This window comes from Thalassotalea profundi (assembly GCF_014653195.1).
GTDB classification, from domain to species: Bacteria; Pseudomonadota; Gammaproteobacteria; order Enterobacterales; family Alteromonadaceae; genus Thalassotalea_B; species Thalassotalea_B profundi.
The window spans coordinates 48,731-73,103 of sequence record NZ_BNAH01000001.1 but is presented as its reverse complement, the minus strand read 5'-3'; the positions used below and the strand labels follow the sequence as shown (position 1 = coordinate 73,103).

Sequence of the window (24,373 nt, the reverse complement as noted above, 5' to 3'; positions counted from 1 at the left end):
TTAAAAGTCTTCCATGAATGTTATTGAAATAATTTTCCCCTTAGCCCTAATTTGTGCTTTAGGTTATAGTTGCGCCAAATTAGCATGGCTTAGTAAACAAGACATTGATGCAATCAGTAAATTAACCTTTAAACTGTTAATTCCCATTTTTTTATTTCAAAAAATGTCTACCGCCCAACTTGCTGGCAATGTAAATATAAATTACTTCTTAGCATTTTATGGTCCTTTACTACTCACTTATACTATCGCTTTTACCATTAATTATTGTTTTCATGGTATTCATAAAAGACATTCAGCACCTTCTGGAGTATTCGCTTTAGGCGCAAGTTATTCAAATACTGTTATTGTCGGTATCCCGGTATTACTAGCCGCTTTTGGTGATAAAGCCATTAGCTTAGTGTTTTTAATCATTACCTTTCATAGTGCGTTATTGTTTACCATTACCGGTGTGCTAGGCATTAACAACAATTCACAAAATGCTTCAACCAACACACTTTGGTCTAAATTAGCGCAGCAAACAGTGTTTAATCCCTTAGTCGCCAGTATCACCTTAGGGTTAATCGTTAACCTTTTACCTATTAACTTACCCACAATACTTAATAATGCGCTAATTTTACTTGGTAGTCCGGCTATAGCTTTAGCTTTATTTTTACTGGGTTGTTCTTTAACCTTCTACCGTATTCGCCAGCAAAAATACTTTATTATTGCAGCCTCGATAATCAAGTTGATTTTATTGCCAACACTGGTTTATATCACCAGTAAATATTTACTACAGTTACCTTTCGAAGTGATTTGTACATTAGTTATCATTAGCTCGTGTCCAACAGGAGTTAATGCCTATTTGATTGCAAAAAGTCAAAACATACAACGTGAAACTGTTGCGGGCACTATTGTTGCTTCAACACTTGGTTGCTTAATTACAATACCATGTTGGCTATGGTTTTTATCAATGGATAAGATGTAAATCACATGACAGAAAAGCTACTCAACTGTTTTACCCGTTTTAAACAGCCTATCACTGATATTGAACTACCAAAGCGCTTTACGTTTCCTTTTTATTACCAACCTCATGCGCTATGCGAAATAGCAGCAAAAGAGCTACAACAGCATTTAAGTGAGCAAAACCAATGGCAGCATAACTTTGGTCTATTAGGTAATGAAGATAATGCGAGCGGTAAAATGTTCGGGGTATTAGTTGTTAAAAATAATGTTGGTGATATTGGCTACTTAGCCGCATTTTCTGGAAAATTGGCCAATAAAAACTTACATAAAGGCTTTGTTCCACCTGTTTTTGATATGTTAGTTAAAGACAATTTCTTTTTAACCGAACAACAAGCCATCAACGATATTAACGATGAAATTAATACGCTAACCGAAAGCCCTAAATTCAATGCTATAAAGCAACAACTGTCAGATAATATTGCCACATCCTCGTTTGAAATAAGCCAATTACAACAAAAACATACCGCTGAACGCAAAGAGCGTAAAGCCCAAAGAGTGCTAGCAAAAGCCTCAATGACTGCCGATGGATACATCCAATTAGATGAAAGCCTTAATGCCAAGAGTATTGCCAATAAAAATAGCTTAAAAATGTTAAAAGCAACATGGCAAAATGAAATATCCAAATTAGAGCAGAAACTTTTCACTTATAACAATAGATTAGACACGCTAAAAGCGTTACGTAGAACACGTTCAAATGCATTACAGAAAAAAATATTTGAGCAATATCAGTTTCTTAATATTAAAGGTGATAAAAAAGACATTAACGAGTTGTTTAAAAACTCACCGCACCCACCACCTGCAGGCACGGGTGAATGTGCCGCCCCTAAACTATTACAATATGCCTTTGCTAATAATTTCACCCCAATAGCCCTGGCTGAGTTTTGGTGGGGGGCGTCTCCAAAATCTGAAATAAGACAACATGGTAATTATTACCCAGCTTGTAACGGTAAATGTCAGCCTATTTTAACCCACATGTTAGAAGGGATGTTAGTCGATAACAATCCTATGTTTGAAAACCCAGCACAAGAAAAGCATTTAACAATTATCTACCAAGATAATGATATAGTAGTAGTGAATAAACCTGCGGAGTTACTTTCAGTGCCAGGTAAAAATATTAACGATTCGGTACTCACCCGAATTCAACAGCTATTCCCCCATGCAAGCGGAGGAATAATTGTTCACCGACTTGATATGTCAACCTCAGGTTTAATGGTGCTAGCATTGCACTCAAGAGCTCATAAAAGCTTACAAAAACAGTTTATTAACCGAGAAATTAAAAAACGTTACATGGCGGTTATTGCTGGGGAGTTGTCAAAAACTTCGGGAATAATTACTTTACCGCTTAGAGGTGATCTTCACGATCGACCAAGACAACTTGTTTGCTATGAACATGGAAAAAGTGCGGAAACCACATGGCAATTAATATCAAAAACTGCACAACACAGTCGCTTGTATTTATCACCTAAAACCGGAAGAACCCACCAATTACGCGTGCATTGCGCGCACATTAACGGTTTAAATTCCCCCATTGTTGGTGATGATCTTTATGGAAAAAAAGCTAAACGCTTACATTTACATGCCGAGTCACTTGAATTTAATCATCCTATCACTAGAGCCAAGATGCATTTTCAATGTGATGCTGACTTTTAATTTTTAGCACTAAATACAAATAAAAAAGCTAGCATAATTGCTAGCTTTGAATATGAATCAATTACTTAAATCTTAAACAATAAAGTTAATCTTTAGGCTCTAAACCATCTAAAGTAACACCAGACAATGACCCCGAACCGCCTTGATCGTTACTACGTAATTTAATCATTAAGCGTAAATCATTAGGTGAATCAGCATGATGTAAGGCATCAGCATAATTAATTAAGCCACGCTGATACAAATTAAACAATGCCTGGTCGAATGTTTGCATACCTTGCTCATTCGACTTCTCCATCACTTCTTTAATACTACCTACATCACCTTTTTTAATAAGTTCAGATACATAAGGCGAATTTAATAAAATTTCTATTGCTGCAACTCGCCCATTACCATCTCGAGTTGGAATAAGTTGTTGGGCAATAATCCCCCGTAAATTTAAGGCAAGATCAAATAATAACTTACCATGTTGTTCTGCAGGAACTAAATGCATGATCCTATCAATGGCTTGGTTGGCATTATTAGCATGTAAAGTGGCAATACATAAATGACCTGTTTCCGCAAAACTTAATGCGTGTTCCATGATCTCTTGCGAACGGATCTCACCAATTAAAATTACATCTGGCGCTTGGCGTAATGAACTTTTTAATGCGGCGTCAAACGACTCTGTATCTAAGCCCACTTCACGCTGGGTGATCATAGATTTACCATGTTCATGAACAAATTCAACCGGATCTTCTATCGTTAGAATATGACCGCGAGAATTTTTATTTCGATAGCCTATTAATGCCGCCATTGAAGTTGATTTACCTGTGCCAGTACCACCAACAAACAACACTAAGCCACGTTTAGACATCACCACATCTTTTAGTACTGAGGGTAATCCTAGTTCATCTGCACTTGGAATTTCAGTCACAATACGACGAATAACCATGCCCGCCATATCCCTTTGCCAAAAAGCTGATACACGAAATCGACCAATACCATCAATTGAAATAGCAAAGTTACATTCTTTTTCTTCATTGAATTGTTTCTTTTGCTTTTCGTTCATAGCATCGTGCACTAAGTTCAAAGCTTCATCTGCTGATAATACTTCTGAATCAATAGGTTGTAATTCACCATTGATCTTCGCACTTACGGGCAATTTAGCCGTAACAAACATATCTGATGCGTCTTCTTGCACCATTTTTACAAGTAAATTATGAAATCTCATTTTGTGCTCTTTACATTAACTAATCAAACAAATTAGTAGCTTTTAAATTGATTTTTATCCGCCGCTTTTTCCATCGCATCTTGACGTGAAATTAACCCTCGGTTTATTAGGTTTTGTAAACACTGATCCATGGTTTGCATCCCATTAGACATACCCGTTTGAATAGCAGAATACATTTGGGCAATTTTATCTTCTCGAATCAAGTTACGAATAGCAGGCACACCAATCATTATTTCATGTGCAGCCACTCGACCACCGCCCACTTTTTTCACTAGTGTTTGTGAAATAACAGCACGTAACGACTCTGACAACATAGAGCGAACCATTGATTTTTCTTCCGCTGGGAATACATCAATAATACGGTCAATAGTTTTAGGGGCTGACGTGGTATGCAAGGTACCAAACACTAAATGCCCCGTTTCTGCGGCTGTCATTGCTAAACGAATGGTTTCTAAATCACGCATCTCACCCACTAAAATCACATCAGGATCTTCACGTAGTGCTGAACGTAATGCATTATTAAAACTTAATGTATCTCGGTGAACTTCACGTTGGTTAATCAAACAAGATTTATTTTCGTGTACAAATTCAATAGGATCTTCAATAGTCAGAATATGGTGATATTTATTTTTATTAATATAATCAACCATAGCCGCTAAAGTGGTAGATTTACCCGAACCCGTTGGCCCCGTCACTAATACCAAGCCTCTTGGCGTGTCTGATATATCTCTAAATATTTCAGGGCAGCCTAAGTCTTCAAGTGATAATACTTTACTGGGAATGGTACGAAATACGGCTGATGGCCCCCGATTCTGATTAAAAGCATTAACCCTGAAACGTGCTAAATTTGGCACTTCAAACGAGAAATCGACTTCAAGGTTTTCTTCATACTCTCTGCGCTGTCTATCGTTCATTATATCGTAAACAAGGCCATTAACGTCTTTCGCGTCAAAAGCAGGAATATTTAATTTTCTTACATCACCATCAACACGAATCGATGGTGGAATGCCTGTAGAAAGATGTAAATCAGATGCATTATTTTCTACGCTAAACGCGAGTAATTCGGTAATATCCATAAAAACCTCTTTGATTTAACAGATTTCCAGCGAAACGCTGAAAGGCTATACTTATTTTATGATGTGTATTAAAGATAATATTGCAGCAATAAATCTGCAAATAGAAAATGCTTGTCAACAAGCCAACAGATCGCCAGAGCAAATTACATTGCTTGCCGTCAGTAAAACAAAACCTATTGAAATGATTGAACAGGCTTACCAAACAGGCCAACGCTGTTTTGGTGAAAACTATATTCAAGAAGCCGTTGATAAAATTAGTCAATTGACACATTTGCAACATATAGTTTGGCATTATATTGGTCCCATTCAGTCTAATAAAACTAAGCTTATTGCTGAACATTTTGATTGGGTGCAAAGTGTTGATAGAGCCAAAGTTATCACTCGTTTAAATGAACAAAGGTCTTGCAACCATACCCCGCTAAACATTTGTTTACAAGTGAATATTAGCCAAGAAAGTTCAAAATCAGGGGTTGCCATTAATGAGTTAGCTCCCCTTGCAGAGCAAGTACATTTATCTCCTAACTTGACCTTACGAGGCTTAATGGCCATACCTGAAAAAAATAATACGACACACAGCTTTCAGCAAATGAAACGCTTATTTGATGACTTAAAACAGCGCTATAAAACCGTTGATACTCTCTCGATGGGAATGTCGAACGATATGAATGAAGCAATAGCATCTGGAACAACTATGGTACGTATTGGCACAGCCATTTTTGGTGAAAGGTAATTGCGCTTATGATAAAATTACATTGATTTTTTAATAGTGATAATAATTAACTATTTAACTTAAGGAGATATATGACAAAGCTAGCATTTATTGGTGCAGGAAATATGAATGGTGCCATCATTTCAGGGTTAGTAAATAAAGGGTTTTCACCCAAAAACATTATCGTTGCAAACCCTTCGGCACCAAAACGTGAAGCATTAAGCCAACAATGCTCAGTGTTGAATACTCATTCTAATATTGAAGCCGTCGACTTTGCAGATTACATCATATTAGGTGTAAAGCCTTATTTAATTGCTCAAGTATGCGCTGACATTTCAAGTAACACTTCTATTGCCAACAAATGCTTTGTATCGGTGGCCGCAGGTTGTACTATTGAACAGATCCAACAAGCATTAAATAGTAAACAACCCGTCATACGTGTAATGCCTAACACACCATCTCAATTAGGCTTTGGGGTTAGTGGTTTATTTGCATCTGATGAAGTTAATGATGAGCAAAAGCAACAAACAAGCGAATTAATGGAATCTGTTGGTATTATAAAATGGCTTAACAGTGAAGCAGGTATTGATCATATAACAGCGGTTTCGGGATCAGCCCCTGCATATTTCTTCTTATTTATGGAAGCCATGCAGAACAAAGCGATAGAATATGGTTTTACAGAACAAGAAAGCCGTGCTTTAGTGCAGCAAACAGCCCTTGGCGCAGCGCAAATGGTCATTAATAACGATATGCCCATTAGTCAATTACGTCAAAATGTCACCTCTAAAGGTGGTACGACACAAGCGGCTTTAACCACATTAATTGAAGGTGGTTTAGAACAGTTAGTAACAGATGCAATGGATAGCGCAGTTAAACGCGCTCAAGAAATGGCAAAAGAGTAGCCATTTATATTAATTAAAAACATGAACAAACAATAATTTTGGAGTTTTTTAATGGAAGCAATTAATTATTTGCTTAAGTTTGTCTTAGATGCTTTAGTTTTAGTACTCATTTTCCGCGTATGGCTACAAATGGTAAAAGCGGATTTTTATAATCCCCTTAGCCAATTTATTGTGAAAGTCACCAATCCAATGGTTATACCATTACGCCGAATAATCCCTGGCTTTGCGGGTTTAGATATCGCGAGTATTCTTTTAATACTTATCGTTTCCAGCGCTAAATTTATTATTATACCTATGCTTAATGGTGGCCCATTTGACCCGCTTGCGGCAATGTACTTTGGTCTGCTTTTTTCAATTAAACAAGTCGGTTTTTTATTATTTATTCTCATGTTAGCGATGGCAGTAATGAGCTGGGTAGTACAAGGTTATAACCCTACTCAAGCTATATTACATCAACTAACGGAGCCTTTTTTAAATCCTATTCGCCGAATAGTCCCCAGTTTAGGTGGTTTAGATTTATCCGTATTAATTGCTTTTTTATTATTAAATGTCATTAATATTTTACTGTCAGGATGGATACCTTATTGGGCAATGCTGTAAAGAACAACAAGCTTAACTTTGAATACTAAGCCTGTTATTTACAACACAACAAAGGAGCAACAATGAATAGTTTGATGAGTAAAGTCATTACATTTTTATTACTTACACTTGCGTTATCATTTCATAGCATTGCCGATAACATGCAAAAACTTGGTAACATGAATGTTCATTACATAGCAATTTCAGCAACGTTTTTAACCCCTGAAATTGCCACGGCCTATAATATTGAGCGTAGCCGTTTTAACGGATTAGTAAATATTTCTGTAATGGATAATACCGTTGAGGGCAATCCAGCAAAAACTGTCAGTATTACTGGTACGGCTAAAAATTTAACGGGTCAAAAGAAAGATCTTGAATTTACCGAAGTAAAAGAAGGTGACGCTATTTATTATCTTGGCCAAGTTAACTACAGAAATGATGAAACCATCATTTTTGACTTATCAATTACTGATGGTAAAGAAACCCAAACACTTAAATTTTCTCAAAAATTTTATGTGGATTAACTAATACATAATCACCAAGACATTTTCTCTATTAAAACGCAAAGTACACGCTTTGCGTTTTTTTATCCGCTTTAGCTATTTCAGTACCCCACATTTATTGTCACTTTTATAGTGAATAAGATATGATGCGCGCTGAAAACAACACCGTTTAGGGCAAGGTAATTTATGTCAACATTCAATTCGACAATCGTACTGGCAACAGGTAATCCTGGTAAAGTAAAAGAGCTAGATAACTTACTTTCGCAATATGGCATTAACATTAAACCACAAAGCGAGTTTAACGTTTCAGATGCTGATGAAACAGGTACAACATTTATTGAAAATGCCATTATTAAAGCCAGACATGCCTCAGAAATAACAGGGTTGCCTGCAATTGCAGATGACTCAGGCTTAGAAGTTGATGCACTAAACGGTGCACCTGGTATTTACTCGGCTCGCTATGCGGGTGAACATGCAAACGATGCGCTTAATAATGCCAAGCTATTAAAAGCAATGCAGAATATTGAAAATCGTAGCGCACGTTTTCACTGTGTTTTAGTGTTTATGCAACATCATTTAGACCCTACGCCTGTTGTTTGTCACGGTGTTTGGGAAGGCAGTATTTTAACCGAGGCTAAAGGTGAGCAAGGCTTCGGCTACGATCCTTTATTTTGGCTTAAAGCACAACAAATGACCTCAGCACAATTACCACGAGAGTTAAAGAATCAATTGAGTCATCGTGCCCAAGCCTTAAAACAATTAGTTCAACACTTAAAAAAAGTAAAATAACCGATGCTGACTGCCCCTCCCCTTTCGCTTTACATTCATATTCCTTGGTGCGTACAAAAATGTCCGTATTGCGACTTTAATTCACATGAATTTGGCAAAGGTAAAGGCCAAAAAGAAATACCAGAACAAGCGTATATTGAAGAGCTTATTAAAGATTTAGATGATGATATTAAACATTTTTCATTAACAAACCGCCCTCTTCATAGTATTTTTATTGGCGGTGGCACCCCCAGTTTATTTTCTGCCCAAGGTATTGGTTCAATACTTGAGCAAGTTCTATCGCGTTTTGAACATAACAGTGACATTGAAATAACTTTAGAAGCCAATCCGGGTACAGTAGAAGCAGACAAGTTCAAAGGTTTTGCCCAAGCCGGTGTTACTCGCCTTTCCATTGGTGTACAAAGCTTTGCCTCCGATAAACTCATAAAGCTAGGACGTATTCACGATAGCAAACAAGCAAAAGTCGCCGCAAAATTAGCTAAAGAAGCGGGGATAAAAAGTTTTAATTTAGACTTAATGCATGGTTTACCGAATCAGTCATTAGAAAATGCCTTAGACGATTTACGCATTGCGATATCATTAAACCCTGATCATATTTCATGGTATCAACTCACTATCGAACCTAATACAGCCTTTTATTCAAAGCCACCTAAGCTACCGCAAGACGATACCCTTTGGGACATTCAAGAACAAGGCTTAGCACTACTTACCCAAGCAGGTTATCATCAATATGAAATATCGGCTTATAGTAAGACAGGTAAACAATGCCAACACAATTTAAATTATTGGCAGTTTGGGGATTACCTAGGCATCGGTTGTGGCGCTCACGGTAAAGTTACCGACACAGTGAGCAACCAAATACATAGAACAGTAAAAGTAAAACATCCTAAAGGCTATTTAGATGTTAATCGACAAGCATTAGATAAATTAGTCACAGTAACAACAGATGAACTACCATTTGAATTTATGATGAATTTTCTGCGCTTAAAACAAGCCTTTACCCTTGAACACTTTGAGCAAACAACAGGCCTTTCTGCTTCAATAATATTACCCATTTTAACCCTTGCAGAAACAAAAGGCTTAATGATCCATACTGACTCAAATTGGCAGGTAACAGAATTAGGTCATCGTTACCTTAATGACTTACTTGAAATGTTTTTAACTATTTAATATGCCTAACAAGCCCCCAAAAGCCATGATTGAAAACGATATACAACAACGACTTGATATTACCTATATGCAGCGTGCATTAGCATTAGCTGATATTGCCCAGCAACATAATGAAATACCGGTAGGCGCTGTTGTCGTGGCGAATAATGAGATAATTGGTGAAGGCTATAATCAGTCTATTATGCTTAATGATCCTTCTGCCCATGCTGAAATGTTAGCGATTCGCCAAGCAGGTAACGTACTTAATAATTATCGCATGATCGATTGCACTTTATACGTTACTTTAGAGCCTTGCCCTATGTGCGCAGGTTTATTAGTGCATAGCCGTATTAAACGTTTAGTGTTTGGAGCTGCCGATCTTAAAACGGGTAGTGCTGGCAGTGTGTTTTGTTTAACCCATCATGAGAAATTAAATCACCAAATTGAAGTGGTTTCAGGAGTATTAGCTGAGCAATGCAGTGAGCAGTTATCCACATTTTTTCAACGCCGTAGGGCTGAGAAAAAAGCGATGAAAAATAGAAAGTCAAATACTTAGAAATAAAGAGAATAATTTGAATAAACACTACATTCATGATGATAGAATACACCATGAATGTAGTTTAATTTAGATATTAAAATTGATTTTCAATAGATTGACTAGGACACACGCTTATAAAATTTGGCAATTTAAACAACAGCCTTTTTTATACTTTTGCTTTTTTTAACGACGCTTTTACTAAACTAGTTAATTTCACTTGTTGAATGTAATCTTCAATTTGTTGTTCTAATACACTTAATGGTACAGAGCCATTTTTCAACACATGATAATGAAATTCACGTACATCAAAATCACGCGCTAATTCAGTTTCTGCTTGTTGGCGTAATTTTCTAATGGTTATTTCACCTATTTTGTACGACAAGGCTTGTCCCGGCCATGAAATATAACGGTCAATTTCAGTTTTTATATTATGCAGTGATAACGCCGTGTTATCTTTCATAAAGTCCATTGCTTGCGCTCTTGACCAGCCTTTCATGTGCATACCCGTGTCAACAACTAAACGCGCAGCACGCCACATTTCATAACTGAGTCGACCAAAATCAGCATAGTGATCGGTATAAATACCAACTTCTATACCCAACCATTCTGAGTATAACCCCCAACCTTCACCAAAAGCTGAAATATAAGCACGTTGACGATACGAAGGGAGATTGTCTAATTCACTATTAAGTGATATTTGTAAATGATGACCTGGCACTCCTTCGTGCAGTGTTAACGCAGGTAAAGCATAAAGCGGACGTTTATCTAATGCGTAGGTATTTACCCAGTACGAACCCGCATGACGATCCGTTGCCGGTCTACTATAACGTCCTGTGGTATATTTTGGCGCAATAGCCTCTGGTACTGGTGATACTCCGTATGGCGTTCGCGGTAAATGTTTAAATAACGAAGGCAGCTTGGCATCAATTTGTTTTGCAATATACGATGCTTCTTTAATTAATTCGAGTGGTGTTTTTGCATAAAATTGTGGGTCGGTACGTAAAAAGTGAGTGAATTCAGCAAAACTACCTTCAAAGCCTGTTTTCAGAATAACTTCATCCATTTCAGCGCGAATTCGTGCAACTTCACGTAAGCCTAATTGATGAACCTCTTCTGCGCTCATCGCGGTGGTCGTAAAGTGCTTGACTCTGTTTTCATAAAAAGCGCGACCATCAGGTGTGGACGATAGCGCAATATTTTTTCGAGCGTTAGGAAAGTACTCTTGCGTAAAAAATTGATAATAATTTTCATACGCTGGAATAATTTGTGTTGATAACAAAGAACTAAGCTTATCGCGCTGTGCTTTTACGAGAGCTTGATCAAGTAAGTTAGAGACTGATGCAAAGGGTTTAAAAAATACTGATTGCTCTATATTTTTAGGAATAAAGGCACTAATTGACTGTTCATATCCAATTAATACCGCTTGCGGCTGAGTAATCCCTGACGCTAAGCCTTGGCGCATCCAATAAATATTTTGCTCAAAATATTCAGGCAAAGCCGCCATTTTATTCACATAATTTTCAATATCTTGTTCCGTTGAAAACTCAGTACTGTCAATCATAAAATTAACATTAGAATGAAACCCTGACTCTGAATTAAGTGGTAGGTAATGTGATTTAAACTGATAATTGGCAATTCGGTTATCAAGCTGCGCTTTAATAATAGCGTAGTTAATTTTATTCTCAGCTGATAATGCCGTTTGATCTATTTGTTCAAATTGAGTCGCTAATGCTTGGCGCTGTGCAAACTGAGTTTGTAAATATTGTGGTGATAAATCAGGCCAATAACGCTTTTTATTATCTGCTGAGACAACTTTATAGGCACCTTTACCGGCACGTTGATTTAATAATTGCTCTACTGTGCTATCAAAGGCTTGGTCAGCACTTATTTTTTGTGGTGTGGTTTGACAAGCAGTTAACGAGATAATAGTGGTCGTTACCACCAAAAGCTGAGTAAATAAACGACTCATATAAAAACCTATTTATTGTAATATTGTTATTAGCAACATAGCCTAATTAACATCAGATAAATAGCATTGAACGATAAAGGGGCTGGATTATAAGTTGAATGTTAGTAATAAAGTAAGGGGATAGAAAAGAAAAAGCCAATTATGATTGAGCTAATTGGCTATGGGTTTCTTGTATAAACTGAGAATGTCGGCGGCAACTTAATTTTTGTTTTAGCCTGTTTTGTACACGTTTACGTTGTATTGCTTGAGAAAGTCTTCTCGATCTATTTAACATAGTTATCTCCTGTAAAGTTAATGTAATTAATCACCTTGTCTTCACTATAATCTGCATATGCAGATCACTAATTGATTAATTGTTTATAGTATTCACTATAACTATGACCGTTTTATGACAATTTCAAGGCTTTGTCCAGCGAAACAGCTCAACCTCCTGTTGTTTCCGCTACTTCAGTTGTAACAATTTGTTCTTCAGGTGTTAATAGCTTATTTTTTAGCTCATTTTCTTGCCGTTGTTTATCATCCATCCACGTTAATGTATCGTAGTAACGTCTAATATTTTCAACATAATTAACGGGTTCATCCCCCCGCGCATAGCCATAGCGTGTATGCTTATAGTATTTCTTTTGCTTTAATAATGGCAATCGTGCTTTTACTTCCACCCAACGATCAGGGTCACCACCTTGTTTTTTAGTGATAGCACGTGCATCGTTTAAATGTCCTAAGCCAACATTGTATGAGGCTAAAGCGAACCAAAGCCGATCAGGGTGAGGTACACGAGCCGGCATACGATCAAACATGCGCTTAAAATACTTTGCCCCACCACGTACACTTTGTTCAGCATCAAGACGACTCTTAATACCCATTTGCTTGGCTGTAGGCAAGGTCAACATCATCATACCTCGTACGCCCGTATATGAACGCGCATGAGGTTCCCAATGAGATTCCTGATAACTAATAGCAGCTAATAAACGCCAATCTATTTCTTGTCCATATTTTTCAAACAGATGACGATACTTTGGTAATTTTTGCTCTACCGCCTGAATGAATAGTCGGGTATCAACATAATTAAACTGTTCTACGTGGCCATAGTATTTATCATCAAGGGCAAGTAAGGTACCATCATGATGGACTTGGCCAAAAAACTCTATAGTACTAGCAAAAATACTATCGTCACCTTTTCGGCTTATTGCCCATGCCAATGGCTGTTCTGACTGAACGGTAAAGCCAATACTTATTTCAGGGTAATAACGCCGACTCACTGCCAAAGTATGACTATCTATAATTGTGTAATCTATTGATTCATCTAAAACTTTAAGTAATAACTCTTCTATGTCTAGCTCAACAGTTTCTTCCCAAGTGAGTAAGGGGTTATCTATTTTAAGATTTTCTAAGTTTTCAACATGACTAGAATTGGCCGTCACTAACAATTTACCGTTAAGCTGATCTAGATTTCGTGGTCGGTCTTTACCTTGCTTGAAAACGAGTTTTTGGCTAATACGGTTATAACTTGGGGAAAAGTTATAATGCGCTACTCGGTTAGGGGTTACCGTAAGGCCTGCGGCAAGTATATCAACCTCGCCAGAATCAAGCTTAGAGAAAAGCTCATCTAGGTTATAGCTAGGTACTACTTTAAGATCAACACCTAAATATTCTGCATATTTTTGCGCTAATTCATATTCAAAACCGGTGGGGCCTTCAGCACCAATATAATAACTTGTAGAACCAAACGAAGTGCCAACCGTAATATAACCTCGCTCAATAATACGCGATAAACTGGCATGTTCGGGTTCACTTTTACACCCTTGCAGCAATGCAATGAGTACAATGCACAGCAGCGTGGAAAAATAGCCGTTTTTAAAAACGTTAAATTTATATTGGTTCATGGTTCATATTGTGTCGTTATTTTATTTATTGATAAAGGACTTTTTTATTATAGTTTCAATCCTGCAAACTTTTCCTTATCAAAACAGGTTAATTCCTCTATAATACGCGCGATTTTTCCCCCTAATTATTTTTACCAGTGAGTAGACTAATGGCGATGTTGATCCAAACCCTTCGTGGCGCTCCGGCACTATCAGATTTTAGAATAAAAAAGCTACTTTCTCAGTGTGCTGAAGCGGGCCTGCCCGTTAATGACATTTATGCGGAGTTTACCCACTTTGCACATTTATCAGCAGAACTAGATGCTGATGAATCAAATGTATTAGCAAAACTTTTAACCTATGGCCCTACTATTGAAGAACACGAACCAACAGGCTCCTTATTACTGGTAACACCACGCCCTGGTACAATTTCACCATGGTCTTCAAAGTCTACTGATATTGCCCATAACTGTGGATTAAATAAAGTTATTCGTTTAGAGCGTGGTATTGCTTACTATGTATCAAACGACACGTTAACTTCAGAGCAAGAAAAACAATTAAACAATTTAATTTCTGACCGCATGATGGAGTCAGTATTTGCTGAATTTAACGATGCCCAAGCACTATTTTCGACCGCAGAGCCTGGCGAATTTACCTCGGTAGACGTTATTGGTGGTGGTCGTGAAGCATTAGAAAAAGCCAACATTGATTTAGGTTTAGCATTAGCTGACGATGAAATTACTTATTTAGCTGAAAACTTTATCAAGCTTGGCCGTAATCCTCATGATATTGAACTGTATATGTTTGCTCAAGCAAACTCAGAGCATTGTCGCCATAAAATCTTTAACGCTGACTGGACTATTGATGGAGTAAAACAGCCAAAATCATTATTTAAAATGATCCGTAATACTCATGAAATTAATTCTGATTATGTATTAAGTGCTTATAAAGATAATGCAGCAGTAATGGTTGGCTCTGAAGGAGGTCGTTTCTTCCCTGACCCACAAACCAACGAATATGGTTATCATCATGAAGATATTCAAATATTGATGAAAGTTGAAACCCATAACCACCCTACTGCTATTTCACCTTACCCTGGTGCAGCAACAGGTTCTGGTGGTGAAATTCGTGATGAAGGTGCAACCGGTGTAGGTTCAAAACCTAAAGCAGGTTTAGTAGGCTTTTCAGTATCAAACTTACGTATTCCCGGCTTTGAACAACCATGGGAAACTGACTTCGGTAAACCTGAACGTATTGTTACCGCATTAGATATTATGCTTGAAGGTCCATTAGGGGGCGCAGCATTTAACAATGAATTTGGTCGCCCTGCAATTTTAGGCTACTTCCGCACATACGAAGAAAAAGTAAACTCATTTAACGGCGAAGAAGTGCGTGGTTATCATAAACCTATTATGCTTGCCGGTGGTTTAGGTAATATTCGAGATGAGCATGTTCAAAAAGGCGAAATTTGTGTTGGCGCTAACTTAATTGCCTTAGGTGGCCCAGCAATGAATATTGGTTTAGGTGGCGGTGCAGCTTCTAGTATGGCGTCAGGCCAATCAGCAGAAAACTTAGACTTTGCCTCGGTACAACGTGAAAATCCAGAAATGGAACGCCGTTGCCAAGAAGTAATTGACCGTTGTTGGCAGCTAGGTGATGAAAACCCAATTCTATTTATTCATGATGTGGGCGCCGGTGGTTTATCAAACGCATTTCCTGAACTTGTTTCAGACGGCGGTCGTGGCGGTAAATTTGAATTACGTAATGTACCAAACGACGAACGCAGCATGGCACCACACGAAATTTGGTGTAACGAATCTCAAGAACGCTATGTGTTAGCGGTTTCTGATGAACAACTTCCTATTTTTGAAGCAATTTGTGCCCGTGAACGTGCTCCTTTTGCCGTTGTTGGTAAAGCTACCGAAGAAGAACATTTAACCGTTACAGATTCACACTTTGCTGATGATCCAGAAAAAAACACCCCTATTGATTTACCCCTTGACGTATTATTAGGTAAAACACCTAAAATTATTAAAGATGTTCAATCATCTAAAGAAACGGGGAAAACCCTAGAACTTAGTACTGTAAGTGTGAGTGAAGCGGCAGATAGACTGTTACGTTTACCTACTATTGCGGAAAAAACGTTCTTAATTACTATTGGCGATCGCTCAGTTACGGGTATGGTAGCTAGAGATCAAATGGTAGGTCCTTGGCAAGTCCCCGTTGCTGATTGTGGTGTAACAGCAGCGGCACTTGATTCATATCACGGTGAAGCCATGTCAATTGGTGAACGTACGCCGGTAGCCTTACTTAACTATGGCGCATCAGCACGTTTAGCGATTGCTGAGTCTCTCACTAATATTGCCGGTACTGATATTGGCGATTTAAATCGTATTAAGCTTTCAGCTAACTGGATGTCACCAGCAGGTCACCCTGGTGAAGATGCCGGTTTATACGAAGCGGTAAAAGCAGTAGGTGAAGAGCTTTGCCCTGCATTAGGGTTAACCGTTCCTGTTGGTAAAGATTCTATGTCGATGAAAACCACATGGACTGAGAATAATAACGGCACAGCACAAGAAAAATCTGTAACATCACCACTTTCATTGTTGATCACCGCTTTTGGCCGTGTTGAAGATATTCGTAAAACAGTAACTCCTCAATTAAGAACCGATAAAGGTGATAGCCGTATAGTAGCCATTGATTTATCCAATGGTAAAAATCGCTTAGGTGGTTCATGTTTAGCACAAGTTTATAAGCAACTTGGTAAAGAAACTCCCGATGTTGATAACGCAGAGCACTTAAAAGGCTTCTTTAACGCGATACAAGCCTTAGTACGTGATGAAAAACTATTAGCTTATCATGACAGATCTGACGGCGGTTTATTTACTACAGTTGCAGAAATGGCCTTTGCTGGACACACGGGCGTTGATATTGATTTATCAGCATTCAATGGGACTAATTTAGAAATATTATTCCATGAAGAATTAGGTGCTGTTATTCAAATTCGTGAAAGTGATGTAGAGGCTGTTCACGCAGTCTTTTCGCAACATGGCATACTTGAATTGTGTACTGATATTGGTAGTTTAAACAATACTGACATGATCACATTTACTCGCAATGAAGAAGTTGTCTTAGAAAACTCTCGTACTTATTACCGCACAGTTTGGGCTGAAACTACGTTAAAAATGCAATCGTTACGTGATAATCCTGCGTGTGCTCAACAAGAATACGATGTTAAATACGATACTGAAGATCCCGGCTTAAACGTTAATCTAACCTTTGATATTAATGAAGATATTGTCGCTGATTTAATTGCTAAAGACGCACCTAATATTACCAACCCTAAAGTGGCTATTTTACGTGAACAGGGGGTTAACTCGCATGTTGAAATGGCAGCATCATTTGATCGTGCTGGCTTTATCGCAATTGATGTACACATGTCAGATATTCTATCCGGTCGAGTAGATTTAGCTGATTTCAATGGCTTAGTTGCTTGTGGCGGTTTCTCTTATGGTGATGTATTAGGCGCTGGTGAAGGTTGGGCAAAATCAATTCTATTTAACTCTAAAGCACGCGAAATGTTTAAAACCTTTTTCCACCGCGAAGATACTTTTAGTTTAGGTGTGTGTAACGGCTGTCAAATGCTATCTAATTTAAAAGAAATTATTCCAGGTACAGAGACTTGGCCACACTTTGTTCAAAATAAGTCGGAACGTTTTGAGGCGCGTTTTTCATTAGTAGAAATTCAAGAAAGTCCGTCAATCTTCTTTAAAGGCATGGAAGGTTCACGCATGCCAATAGCGGTTTCTCATGGCGAAGGCCACGCGGAATTTTCTTCTGATGAAGCAATTAGTGCAGCGAATAACTCTAGTACAGTGTCAATGCGATTTGTTGATAACTACGGAAAAGTAACTGAAACTTATCCGGCAAACCCTAACGGCTCACCAGATGGAATTACCGCATTAACCACAACTGACGGTCGTGTAACGATAATGATGCCACATCCAGAGCGTGTGTTCAGAACAGTTTCAAATTCATGGCACCCCGATGAATGGCAAGAAGATTCACCTTGGGTACGAATGTTTAGAAATGCACGTAAGTTTGTGGGATAAGCCGCAGATAAGTTCAAACTTACCTGTCTAGATACGTAAAAAGCCGAATGTCATATTCGGCTTTTTTGATCTTGTCATAGCGTTGTATCTACAACCCTACTTTGTAGATATCACTATTCTATTCCTGTCACTTTTGCTCTACGTTGTTTAACTTGGCTACGCTGGGTCTTACTTTCTAAACGCTTTAATTTAGAGGAACGTGTGGGTTTAGTTTCTCGTCTAATTTTTTGCACAACAGCAACACTTTTAATTAACTCAACGAGGCGTTCTATTGCATCTTCTCGATTAAGTTCTTGAGTGCGATGTTGTTGCGCCTTAATCACTATCACTCCGTCTTTTGTAATACGTTTATCTTTTAATGCGAGCAAGTTTTCTTTATAAAACTCAGGTAATGAAGAAGCTTGAATATCAAAACGCAAATGTATCGCAGAAGAAACTTTATTTACATTCTGACCACCAGCACCTTGTGCACGAATAGCCACTAATTCAACTTCGTTATCGGCAAGTTGTACAGTATTTGAAATTGCAATCACGTGTTAAAAGTGCCTCTTAAATAAAAATACACTATATCATTATCTAGCTTTCGATTTAAGTCATAACACATTCAATTATAGGCCGTGTATTTATAAGGAAAAATGGTGATGCGTTTGTTGGCTTGTAAGATAAGTACCCCTGAATTGACCTACAACTGCCATCCTTGAAGGCAAAGGCAATCTACGAATTAAATAATAAGATCAAAAACGGGAAGCTAAGCTCCCCGTCCTCTGAATAAATGAATAGTAACTAAGCTAAATCAAGCGATTGTACTTTTTCATGTGCAATTTCATCACTGGTACAAGTAGGCTTAGCATGTAAATTTGCTTTCAGTTGACCTTTTCTATGCTTAAGGGCTGAATCTAATTTTTTAATCGCACTGGCAATGGCTGGATACATTACTGCATCTGTGCACTCTGTCGCAATTCGTACCCCCTCATAATTGGTGGTAAGCTCTACATGGTGCTTACCGTGTACTTTGGAAAGAATGACATCTATCGAGATAAGTGTCGGGAAATGTGATGCTATTTTTGAGAACTTTTCCTCAATATGTTCTCTAACAGATTTAGTAACTTCGACGTGGTGACCAGAAATATTTATCTTCATTTGGTTTTCCTTTTTATATTTGTTACTCACTATAAGACTTGGGGTTAAACCCAAAAAACGCAAGTAAAAAAAGTGAAATAATTAAATAAATATTACAAGCCCCTATTATTACAACGAATTAATATTCAAAAATTTTTGTGCTAAACAATAAATATAAAAATCATCAGTAATAATTTACTTTAGAAAATTATAAATAACTAAAACAGTCGTAAAAATTTTATAACTAACGTTAAGATTATTTCATCCTTTTATCTATATTTCACATTAATATCAGTTACAATGCTGTCTATTATAGATCACCTATTAATGAAGATTAGAGATAGTTAAATGTTTGAAGATATTCGACCTTATCGTGATAATGAGGTTGTAGATGTATTGAAAAAGCTTGCCAATGAACCTGAACTCATTAACGCGATAGCCACATTTTTAGTACCTAAATTAACTAAGCGCTTTCCTTCTTTAACGCGTAAAATAGTACAATGGTCTTTGAAGAAGAAAATAAAAAATTGGCGTACTATCGATGATATTCAACTCCACGTAGCCAAATATCTACATAAGCTTGTCGAGAATTCTACCAAAGGTTTCTCGTATGATGGTGTTGATAACTTAGATTTTAATAAGCCAATACTTTTTATAAGCAATCATAGAGATATTGTTTTAGATGTCGCTTTGATTAATTGGGCCTTATTTAAATGTAATGCAAAAACTGTAGAAGCCGCCGTTGGTGATAATTTATTACATAAAACGTGGGTTGCTGATTTAATGCGGATTAATAAAAGCTTTATTGTAAAACGCAGCGAAAAAACAAAACGAGAGATGTTAACTGCGTCAAAAACATTATCTGCTTATATCCATCATAGCCTAACTGATAATCAGCAAAACATTTGGATAGCTCAGCGTGAAGGTCGTGCTAAAGATGGAATGGATAAAACTAACGCCGCCCTTATCTCAATGTTGTTGTTAAATAAAGATAAAGCAATGCCTATTAGTGATTATTTAGCCGAATTAAATATAGTTCCTGTATCAATTTCTTATGAGTTCGATCCTTGCGATCATGATAAAGCCATTGAATTAGCTCAAAAAGAAACTAATGGTGATTATAAAAAGACTGCCGATGAAGATTTAAAAAGTATTACCCAAGGTATTGTGGGTCAAAAAGGTCGCATACATATCGCCTTTGGTGATCCAATTATTGGTGACTTTACTGATAGTAAAGCTATAGCCGCAGAAATTGACAGGCAAATAATCAATAATTATAAACTCTACGAAAGCAACCAATCAGCCTATCAAGTACTCCATAACGAAATTCCTGAAAATGAGCTTATTCCACAATTACTCGAACGTGTTAAAGATTTAAGCGAAGTTCAAAAACGCTGGCTATTAACGATGTATGCAAACCCGGTTTTTGCAAAAAAATCATTAACAGCCAATGATATAGATCACGTTTAGTAGTAATTACGTTTAAGTTATAGATATTAAAGACAAAAAGGGATCAAACGATCCCTTTACTAACTTAACTGTCTACTTCTGCGCAAAGAATGCCGACATTGCTTTGTAAAGTGAGTATAAATCAACCTTAGAGCCAACAGCATACGGCGAATGTATAGATAAAATCGGTACACCAAAATCAATAACTTCCATATTATCGTCCGATAATGAACTTCCGATAGTACCGCCAGAAGCCTTTCCTTTGTATGTAGAAGTTTGCCACTTAATGTTATTCTCGTCCAAGTAATTACGTGTCCATGCGGTGTACTCAGAATTGGCATTAAACCCACCACCGTAAAGTTTGATATTGATACCATTTCCTAAACGTGGCGCATTACCTAATTCCCAAACACCTGACCAAGTTGGGTGAACACCTGGGTTAACATCAGTAGAAACCACTTTAGTATTTCTTAATAACTTTCTCAGATTATACTCGTTATAGTCTTTGCCTTGCTGGTTATAAAGCATGCCACTTAATAGATCGACTAAGTAACTAGACTTTGCGCCTGTATTATTAATATTCCCCACTTCTTCATTATCAACAAGAAAAGCGATAGAGGTATACTCTGGTAATTTTTGTTCCATAATTGCAGCAACAGAGGCAATAGATGCAGCTTTATCATCATGGCCATAGGCAGCGATCATGCTACGATCAAAGCCAACATCTCTTGGTTTCATCGCTGGCACTAAGGCTAATTCAGCTGAAACAAAATCTTCTACGCTAATGTTGTAATTAGCTGTTAAGTAATCTTCTACTACCTGTTTAATTGATTTTTCAAAGTCAGGCTTAGACGCAATAATGACATCAAGCTCTTCTTTTTGTATAACATCGCGACTTGTTCGATTGCGGTTAGGGTGATCAACATGTGGAGCAAGATCTGGCACCATTAAAATAGGATCTTTTTCATCAAACCCCATAGATATTTCAACAACCGTTCCATCTTTTTTATCAACACGCCCCACTAACGCTAATGGAATATTAACCCACTGATAGCTTTTAATTCCGCCATGAACATAGGTTTGAAATAATGCAAATTTTTGCTTTTCATAAAGTGGACGGCCTTTTAATTCTAAGCGCGGAGAGTCAATATGTGAACCAACAATACGAGTACCTTGCTGTAAGCCCTTTTTACCAATAACAATTAATGAAATAGCACGATCACGGTTTACATCATAAAATCGAGCACCTGGCTTTAAATTACTTTTTTCAGTTAAACGTTTAAAACCATTCGCTTCAGCGCGTTTAATCGCTTCTTTAACAAACGTTAACTCTGTAGGTGCATTATAGATAAACTCTTTATAGTTTGTTGCATAAGCTTCTACCGCTTTTAATTCACCTTGAGATAGGTTTAACCAACTTGAGGCTTGCTCTTTTTTCTCATCGTTATTTTTTTCATCTGCTGCCAAAGTTTGGTTTGAAAGTGCTAATGCACTCACTATTGCAACGGCAGTTAAGGCTGATTTAAAATTCATTATTACTTTAATTCCTTAGATAAATTCCCCTTTATAATAAAAGCGAATAAACCTCTATGACAAGTATTTATCGATAAGAAGTAAACAAACGTCGACAAAGTAGAATTTTAACCCGTTTTTTCATTACTTATTTTATTAATAAGCGTTTCTACCATAAGTTCTAAACGTTTAATTTCCCGTAAGCTAGACTGGCGATTCATTTCCATAAAAGACCACATTTTTAACGCTATTTGCACCATAGTCGCTAATAGTAAGGTTAATCCCCATTGAAGTTTAAAAGCACTATCTCCTTCAATAAAAAAGAACTGATACCCAGAATACAACATCAATCCAGAAACAAGTAACGCTGCAACAGTGACAATAACTAACCATCGCCCTAATGACCCTTTATAAGCATTAGCAAGCATCGAAAATATACCTTGGTCTTGGGTTAGTAACTGGTCCAAATGCTCGGCTTCATCACTCAATTCTTGTTTAATTCTTTCATCTAAATTCATATTACTCTCCTAACGATTGCAGTTTAACTTTCAGTGTATTTCGTGCTCGATTAAGTCGAGATTTAACTGTGCCAATTGGTATAGATAAAATAATGGCAATATCTTTAATTGGCATTTGTTCCAAATAAAAAAGGTAAATAGCTTGACGGTCTATATCAGGTAATAGATCTATAATGGCTAATAATGAATTTTCTTTTTCATCTACTTTATTTGAATTTAGCTCCCCTTCATTAACTTCCATATCTGTAAAATCAATCTTTTCATTATTTGCCTTTTTGATTAAATCTAAGCTTTGCCAGCGAACCATTTGGTAAATCCAACTTTTGAACCTTCTTGGATCTTCTAACTTCTTAATAGATGTTACTATTTTTAACCAGCTATTTTGCACAGCATCTTTCGCCATTTGCTCATTTCGACAAGTTTTGTAGGCAAAGCGCAAAAGCATTGGTTGAAAGTAATCGAATACTTCTTTAAATGCAGGTTCACTGCCTTGCTGCATTTCAATCACCAGTAATTCTACTTTTGCTTGTTCCATATTAGAATTTTTTCGCCCTTTATAACGACTTGTACCCCATAGACGAATTAAAGACTAGAAAGGTTCATCTCTTTTTATAAGCCAACACGCATGACAATAAAAACAGCCATACTGATAAACAACGTCAGATAGACACTTTTACTTTTAGCCGCTGTAATTACGCCAACAGTTGCAGCAACTAAATATGGATTTGTCCAAGATTGAATGAATTGTCCTTGTTGTACAAAAATAATAGGCACCCAAATAGCCGTTAGTACCGCTGGTGCACTAAAGCTTAAAAAGCGGATCATTTTAGGGCCTAGTCTCACAGGAATTTTAGGATGTAAAAACAAATAGCGCGTGGTAAAAGTAATGAGTGCCAGTAAGAAAATAGTGAGTAATGTCATGTTATTACTTCTCCTTAGCCGTTTGTGCTAAAGAAAATTTAGCCTGAATATTATAGCTAATATAACCTGCATACATTCCCAGCAATGATGCGGCAACCAAATCTAATTGCCATTGCCATAACTTAAACACAACAGCAGAAATTCCCGCAACAAGCACAGTAATAAGCATAGGAAAATTAGTCACACTTGGAATAACTAAAGCAATAAAGGTAACGGCAATAGCAAAATCTAAACCTAATGTCGTTAAGTCAGGTAAGTATGCACCCGCAAAAATACCAATAATATTCCACAGTAACCAACATAAATAAAAACTACCGCCTGCGGCTAATGCATAAAAAAGTCGATAAACCCCTTTAAACGCTTTGTTATCACCCGAGAGAGCAAAGAGTTCATCCGTTAACAAAAAACCTAAGCTAAGCCGCCATTTAGTTGGTAATTTTGATATTTTATCGCGAAATGCTAAGCCATACAGAAAGTGACGAGAACTAATAATAAAGGTGGTAAATAAAATGGTGGCCAATGGTGCATTGTTAGCGATAAGCTCAGTAGCAACCAATTGTGCAGAACCGGCAAATACGATTAAAGGCATGAGTAGCGCTTCAAGTACAGTAAAGTCACGTTGAATAGCAAGGGAACCACATAATATCCCCCAAGGAATAACCGCCAAATTTAGCGGTAACATATCCCAGAAGCCTTTTTTAAATAATTTTATAACAAGAGAAGAGTGTATTTTCATTAATCGCTTTTATTGAGGTTACTTTTAAGCACTAAACTGTAACCGATAAATAGGTTAAATTGATACTG

The 24,373-nt window shown here is 37.2% G+C and carries 23 protein-coding genes; 11 read left to right on the top strand and 12 right to left on the bottom strand.

From position 1 onward, the window contains the following. Positions 1 to 13 precede the first annotated feature (13 nt). Positions 14 to 964 carry an AEC family transporter gene (locus IE155_RS00290; RefSeq protein WP_189376097.1) on the top strand — a complete coding sequence of 317 codons (951 nt, stop codon included), beginning with the start codon at positions 14 to 16 and terminating at the stop codon, positions 962 to 964. 5 nt (positions 965 to 969) lie between these two features. Beyond that, entirely contained in the window at positions 970 to 2,652 is a 1,683-nt protein-coding gene (locus IE155_RS00285) for an RluA family pseudouridine synthase (RefSeq protein ID WP_189376096.1), read from the top strand. An 85-nt stretch (positions 2,653 to 2,737) separates the two neighbouring features. Here IE155_RS00285 and IE155_RS00280 read toward each other — a convergent pair whose 3' ends face one another. Together IE155_RS00280 and IE155_RS00275 are read right to left on the bottom strand one after the other, a co-directional pair. Next, positions 2,738 to 3,862: a PilT/PilU family type 4a pilus ATPase gene (locus IE155_RS00280; RefSeq protein ID WP_189376095.1), complete on the bottom strand. Its 1,125-nt coding sequence runs from the start codon at positions 3,860 to 3,862 to the stop codon at positions 2,738 to 2,740. Positions 3,863 to 3,894: 32 nt separating this feature from the next. Further along, positions 3,895 to 4,938 (bottom strand): type IV pilus twitching motility protein PilT, encoded by a 1,044-nt coding sequence (locus tag IE155_RS00275; protein ID WP_189376094.1) that lies wholly within the window; start codon positions 4,936 to 4,938, stop codon positions 3,895 to 3,897. A 58-nt stretch (positions 4,939 to 4,996) separates the two neighbouring features. Between IE155_RS00275 and IE155_RS00270 the strand changes: the two genes are divergently transcribed. The 7 genes from IE155_RS00270 (at position 4,997) to tadA (ending at position 10,125) form a co-directional block, all read left to right on the top strand. After that, entirely contained in the window at positions 4,997 to 5,668 is a 672-nt protein-coding gene (locus IE155_RS00270) for a YggS family pyridoxal phosphate-dependent enzyme (protein ID WP_189376093.1), read from the top strand. Between the two features lie 71 nt (positions 5,669 to 5,739). Further along, on the top strand, positions 5,740 to 6,549 hold the full coding sequence (gene proC / locus IE155_RS00265) for a pyrroline-5-carboxylate reductase (RefSeq protein ID WP_189376092.1): 810 nt from the start codon (positions 5,740 to 5,742) through the stop codon (positions 6,547 to 6,549). Between the two features lie 51 nt (positions 6,550 to 6,600). Continuing rightward, positions 6,601 to 7,149: a YggT family protein gene (locus IE155_RS00260; protein ID WP_189376091.1), complete on the top strand. Its 549-nt coding sequence runs from the start codon at positions 6,601 to 6,603 to the stop codon at positions 7,147 to 7,149. Positions 7,150 to 7,211: 62 nt separating this feature from the next. After that, positions 7,212 to 7,652, top strand: a complete 441-nt coding sequence (locus IE155_RS00255; RefSeq protein WP_229816908.1) for a DUF4426 domain-containing protein — start codon at positions 7,212 to 7,214, stop codon at positions 7,650 to 7,652. Positions 7,653 to 7,817: 165 nt separating this feature from the next. Next, the gene (locus IE155_RS00250) at positions 7,818 to 8,420 is read left to right on the top strand and encodes an XTP/dITP diphosphatase (protein WP_189376090.1); all 603 of its coding nucleotides are present in this window, start codon (positions 7,818 to 7,820) and stop codon (positions 8,418 to 8,420) included. 3 nt (positions 8,421 to 8,423) lie between these two features. Continuing rightward, positions 8,424 to 9,590 (top strand): radical SAM family heme chaperone HemW, encoded by a 1,167-nt coding sequence (gene hemW, locus IE155_RS00245; RefSeq protein ID WP_189376089.1) that lies wholly within the window; start codon positions 8,424 to 8,426, stop codon positions 9,588 to 9,590. Position 9,591: 1 nt separating this feature from the next. After that, complete coding sequence (gene tadA, locus IE155_RS00240) at positions 9,592 to 10,125, top strand: tRNA adenosine(34) deaminase TadA (RefSeq protein ID WP_373295345.1); 534 nt, start codon at positions 9,592 to 9,594, stop codon at positions 10,123 to 10,125. 148 nt (positions 10,126 to 10,273) lie between these two features. Here tadA and IE155_RS00235 read toward each other — a convergent pair whose 3' ends face one another. The 3 genes from IE155_RS00235 to mltF all read right to left on the bottom strand — a co-directional run bounded on the left by IE155_RS00235 (position 10,274) and on the right by mltF (position 13,959). Beyond that, entirely contained in the window at positions 10,274 to 12,076 is a 1,803-nt protein-coding gene (locus tag IE155_RS00235; protein WP_189376088.1) for a DUF885 domain-containing protein, read from the bottom strand. Between the two features lie 139 nt (positions 12,077 to 12,215). Then, positions 12,216 to 12,350 (bottom strand): hypothetical protein, encoded by a 135-nt coding sequence (locus IE155_RS18050; RefSeq protein ID WP_268245231.1) that lies wholly within the window; start codon positions 12,348 to 12,350, stop codon positions 12,216 to 12,218. A gap of 148 nt (positions 12,351 to 12,498) precedes the next feature. Beyond that, entirely contained in the window at positions 12,499 to 13,959 is a 1,461-nt protein-coding gene (mltF, locus tag IE155_RS00230; RefSeq protein WP_189376087.1) for a membrane-bound lytic murein transglycosylase MltF, read from the bottom strand. Positions 13,960 to 14,114: 155 nt separating this feature from the next. Here mltF and purL point away from each other — a divergent pair, with 155 nt between their 5' ends. After that, positions 14,115 to 18,050 carry a phosphoribosylformylglycinamidine synthase gene (gene purL / locus IE155_RS00225; RefSeq protein WP_189376428.1) on the top strand — a complete coding sequence of 1,312 codons (3,936 nt, stop codon included), beginning with the start codon at positions 14,115 to 14,117 and terminating at the stop codon, positions 18,048 to 18,050. A gap of 113 nt (positions 18,051 to 18,163) precedes the next feature. Here the strand turns inward: purL and arfB are convergent, their stop codons facing one another. After that, on the bottom strand, positions 18,164 to 18,583 hold the full coding sequence (arfB, locus tag IE155_RS00220; protein WP_189376086.1) for an alternative ribosome rescue aminoacyl-tRNA hydrolase ArfB: 420 nt from the start codon (positions 18,581 to 18,583) through the stop codon (positions 18,164 to 18,166). Between the two features lie 250 nt (positions 18,584 to 18,833). Further along, positions 18,834 to 19,190, bottom strand: coding sequence for a ribosome hibernation-promoting factor, HPF/YfiA family (hpf, locus tag IE155_RS00215; protein WP_189376427.1), 357 nt, complete (start codon positions 19,188 to 19,190; stop codon positions 18,834 to 18,836). 327 nt (positions 19,191 to 19,517) lie between these two features. On the opposite strand from hpf, the gene IE155_RS00210 reads away from it, so the two are divergent. Beyond that, positions 19,518 to 20,639 carry a 1-acyl-sn-glycerol-3-phosphate acyltransferase gene (locus IE155_RS00210; RefSeq protein WP_189376085.1) on the top strand — a complete coding sequence of 374 codons (1,122 nt, stop codon included), beginning with the start codon at positions 19,518 to 19,520 and terminating at the stop codon, positions 20,637 to 20,639. A gap of 72 nt (positions 20,640 to 20,711) precedes the next feature. Here IE155_RS00210 and IE155_RS00205 read toward each other — a convergent pair whose 3' ends face one another. The 5 genes from IE155_RS00205 to IE155_RS00185 form a co-directional block, all read right to left on the bottom strand. Continuing rightward, positions 20,712 to 22,151 carry a zinc-binding metallopeptidase family protein gene (locus IE155_RS00205; RefSeq protein ID WP_189376084.1) on the bottom strand — a complete coding sequence of 480 codons (1,440 nt, stop codon included), beginning with the start codon at positions 22,149 to 22,151 and terminating at the stop codon, positions 20,712 to 20,714. Between the two features lie 107 nt (positions 22,152 to 22,258). Next, positions 22,259 to 22,648: a DUF6768 family protein gene (locus tag IE155_RS00200; RefSeq protein WP_189376083.1), complete on the bottom strand. Its 390-nt coding sequence runs from the start codon at positions 22,646 to 22,648 to the stop codon at positions 22,259 to 22,261. A gap of 1 nt (position 22,649) precedes the next feature. Beyond that, entirely contained in the window at positions 22,650 to 23,183 is a 534-nt protein-coding gene (locus tag IE155_RS00195) for an RNA polymerase sigma factor (RefSeq protein WP_189376082.1), read from the bottom strand. A gap of 74 nt (positions 23,184 to 23,257) precedes the next feature. Further along, positions 23,258 to 23,569: an AzlD domain-containing protein gene (locus IE155_RS00190; protein ID WP_189376081.1), complete on the bottom strand. Its 312-nt coding sequence runs from the start codon at positions 23,567 to 23,569 to the stop codon at positions 23,258 to 23,260. Between the two features lie 4 nt (positions 23,570 to 23,573). Next, a complete protein-coding gene (locus IE155_RS00185) occupies positions 23,574 to 24,305 on the bottom strand; it encodes an AzlC family ABC transporter permease (protein ID WP_189376080.1) in 732 nt (243 codons plus the stop codon). Positions 24,306 to 24,373 lie beyond the last annotated feature (68 nt).

Bases quoted from the DNA above. Each gene is read 5' to 3' on its own strand.
- IE155_RS00290 (WP_189376097.1), top strand. From the start codon at position 14: ATGAATGTTATTGAAATAATTTTCCCCTTAGCCCTAATTTGTGCTTTA.
- IE155_RS00285 (WP_189376096.1), top strand. From the start codon at position 970: ATGACAGAAAAGCTACTCAACTGTTTTACCCGTTTTAAACAGCCTATC.
- IE155_RS00280 (WP_189376095.1), bottom strand. From the start codon at position 3,862: ATGAGATTTCATAATTTACTTGTAAAAATGGTGCAAGAAGACGCATCA.
- IE155_RS00275 (WP_189376094.1), bottom strand. From the start codon at position 4,938: ATGGATATTACCGAATTACTCGCGTTTAGCGTAGAAAATAATGCATCT.
- IE155_RS00270 (WP_189376093.1), top strand. From the start codon at position 4,997: ATGATGTGTATTAAAGATAATATTGCAGCAATAAATCTGCAAATAGAA.
- proC (WP_189376092.1), top strand. From the start codon at position 5,740: ATGACAAAGCTAGCATTTATTGGTGCAGGAAATATGAATGGTGCCATC.
- IE155_RS00260 (WP_189376091.1), top strand. From the start codon at position 6,601: ATGGAAGCAATTAATTATTTGCTTAAGTTTGTCTTAGATGCTTTAGTT.
- IE155_RS00255 (WP_229816908.1), top strand. From the start codon at position 7,212: ATGAATAGTTTGATGAGTAAAGTCATTACATTTTTATTACTTACACTT.
- IE155_RS00250 (WP_189376090.1), top strand. From the start codon at position 7,818: ATGTCAACATTCAATTCGACAATCGTACTGGCAACAGGTAATCCTGGT.
- hemW (WP_189376089.1), top strand. From the start codon at position 8,424: ATGCTGACTGCCCCTCCCCTTTCGCTTTACATTCATATTCCTTGGTGC.
- tadA (WP_373295345.1), top strand. From the start codon at position 9,592: ATGCCTAACAAGCCCCCAAAAGCCATGATTGAAAACGATATACAACAA.
- IE155_RS00235 (WP_189376088.1), bottom strand. From the start codon at position 12,076: ATGAGTCGTTTATTTACTCAGCTTTTGGTGGTAACGACCACTATTATC.
- IE155_RS18050 (WP_268245231.1), bottom strand. From the start codon at position 12,350: ATGTTAAATAGATCGAGAAGACTTTCTCAAGCAATACAACGTAAACGT.
- mltF (WP_189376087.1), bottom strand. From the start codon at position 13,959: ATGAACCAATATAAATTTAACGTTTTTAAAAACGGCTATTTTTCCACG.
- purL (WP_189376428.1), top strand. From the start codon at position 14,115: ATGTTGATCCAAACCCTTCGTGGCGCTCCGGCACTATCAGATTTTAGA.
- hpf (WP_189376427.1), bottom strand. From the start codon at position 19,190: ATGAAGATAAATATTTCTGGTCACCACGTCGAAGTTACTAAATCTGTT.
- IE155_RS00210 (WP_189376085.1), top strand. From the start codon at position 19,518: ATGTTTGAAGATATTCGACCTTATCGTGATAATGAGGTTGTAGATGTA.
- IE155_RS00205 (WP_189376084.1), bottom strand. From the start codon at position 22,151: ATGAATTTTAAATCAGCCTTAACTGCCGTTGCAATAGTGAGTGCATTA.
- IE155_RS00200 (WP_189376083.1), bottom strand. From the start codon at position 22,648: ATGAATTTAGATGAAAGAATTAAACAAGAATTGAGTGATGAAGCCGAG.
- IE155_RS00195 (WP_189376082.1), bottom strand. From the start codon at position 23,183: ATGGAACAAGCAAAAGTAGAATTACTGGTGATTGAAATGCAGCAAGGC.
- IE155_RS00190 (WP_189376081.1), bottom strand. From the start codon at position 23,569: ATGACATTACTCACTATTTTCTTACTGGCACTCATTACTTTTACCACG.
- IE155_RS00185 (WP_189376080.1), bottom strand. From the start codon at position 24,305: ATGAAAATACACTCTTCTCTTGTTATAAAATTATTTAAAAAAGGCTTC.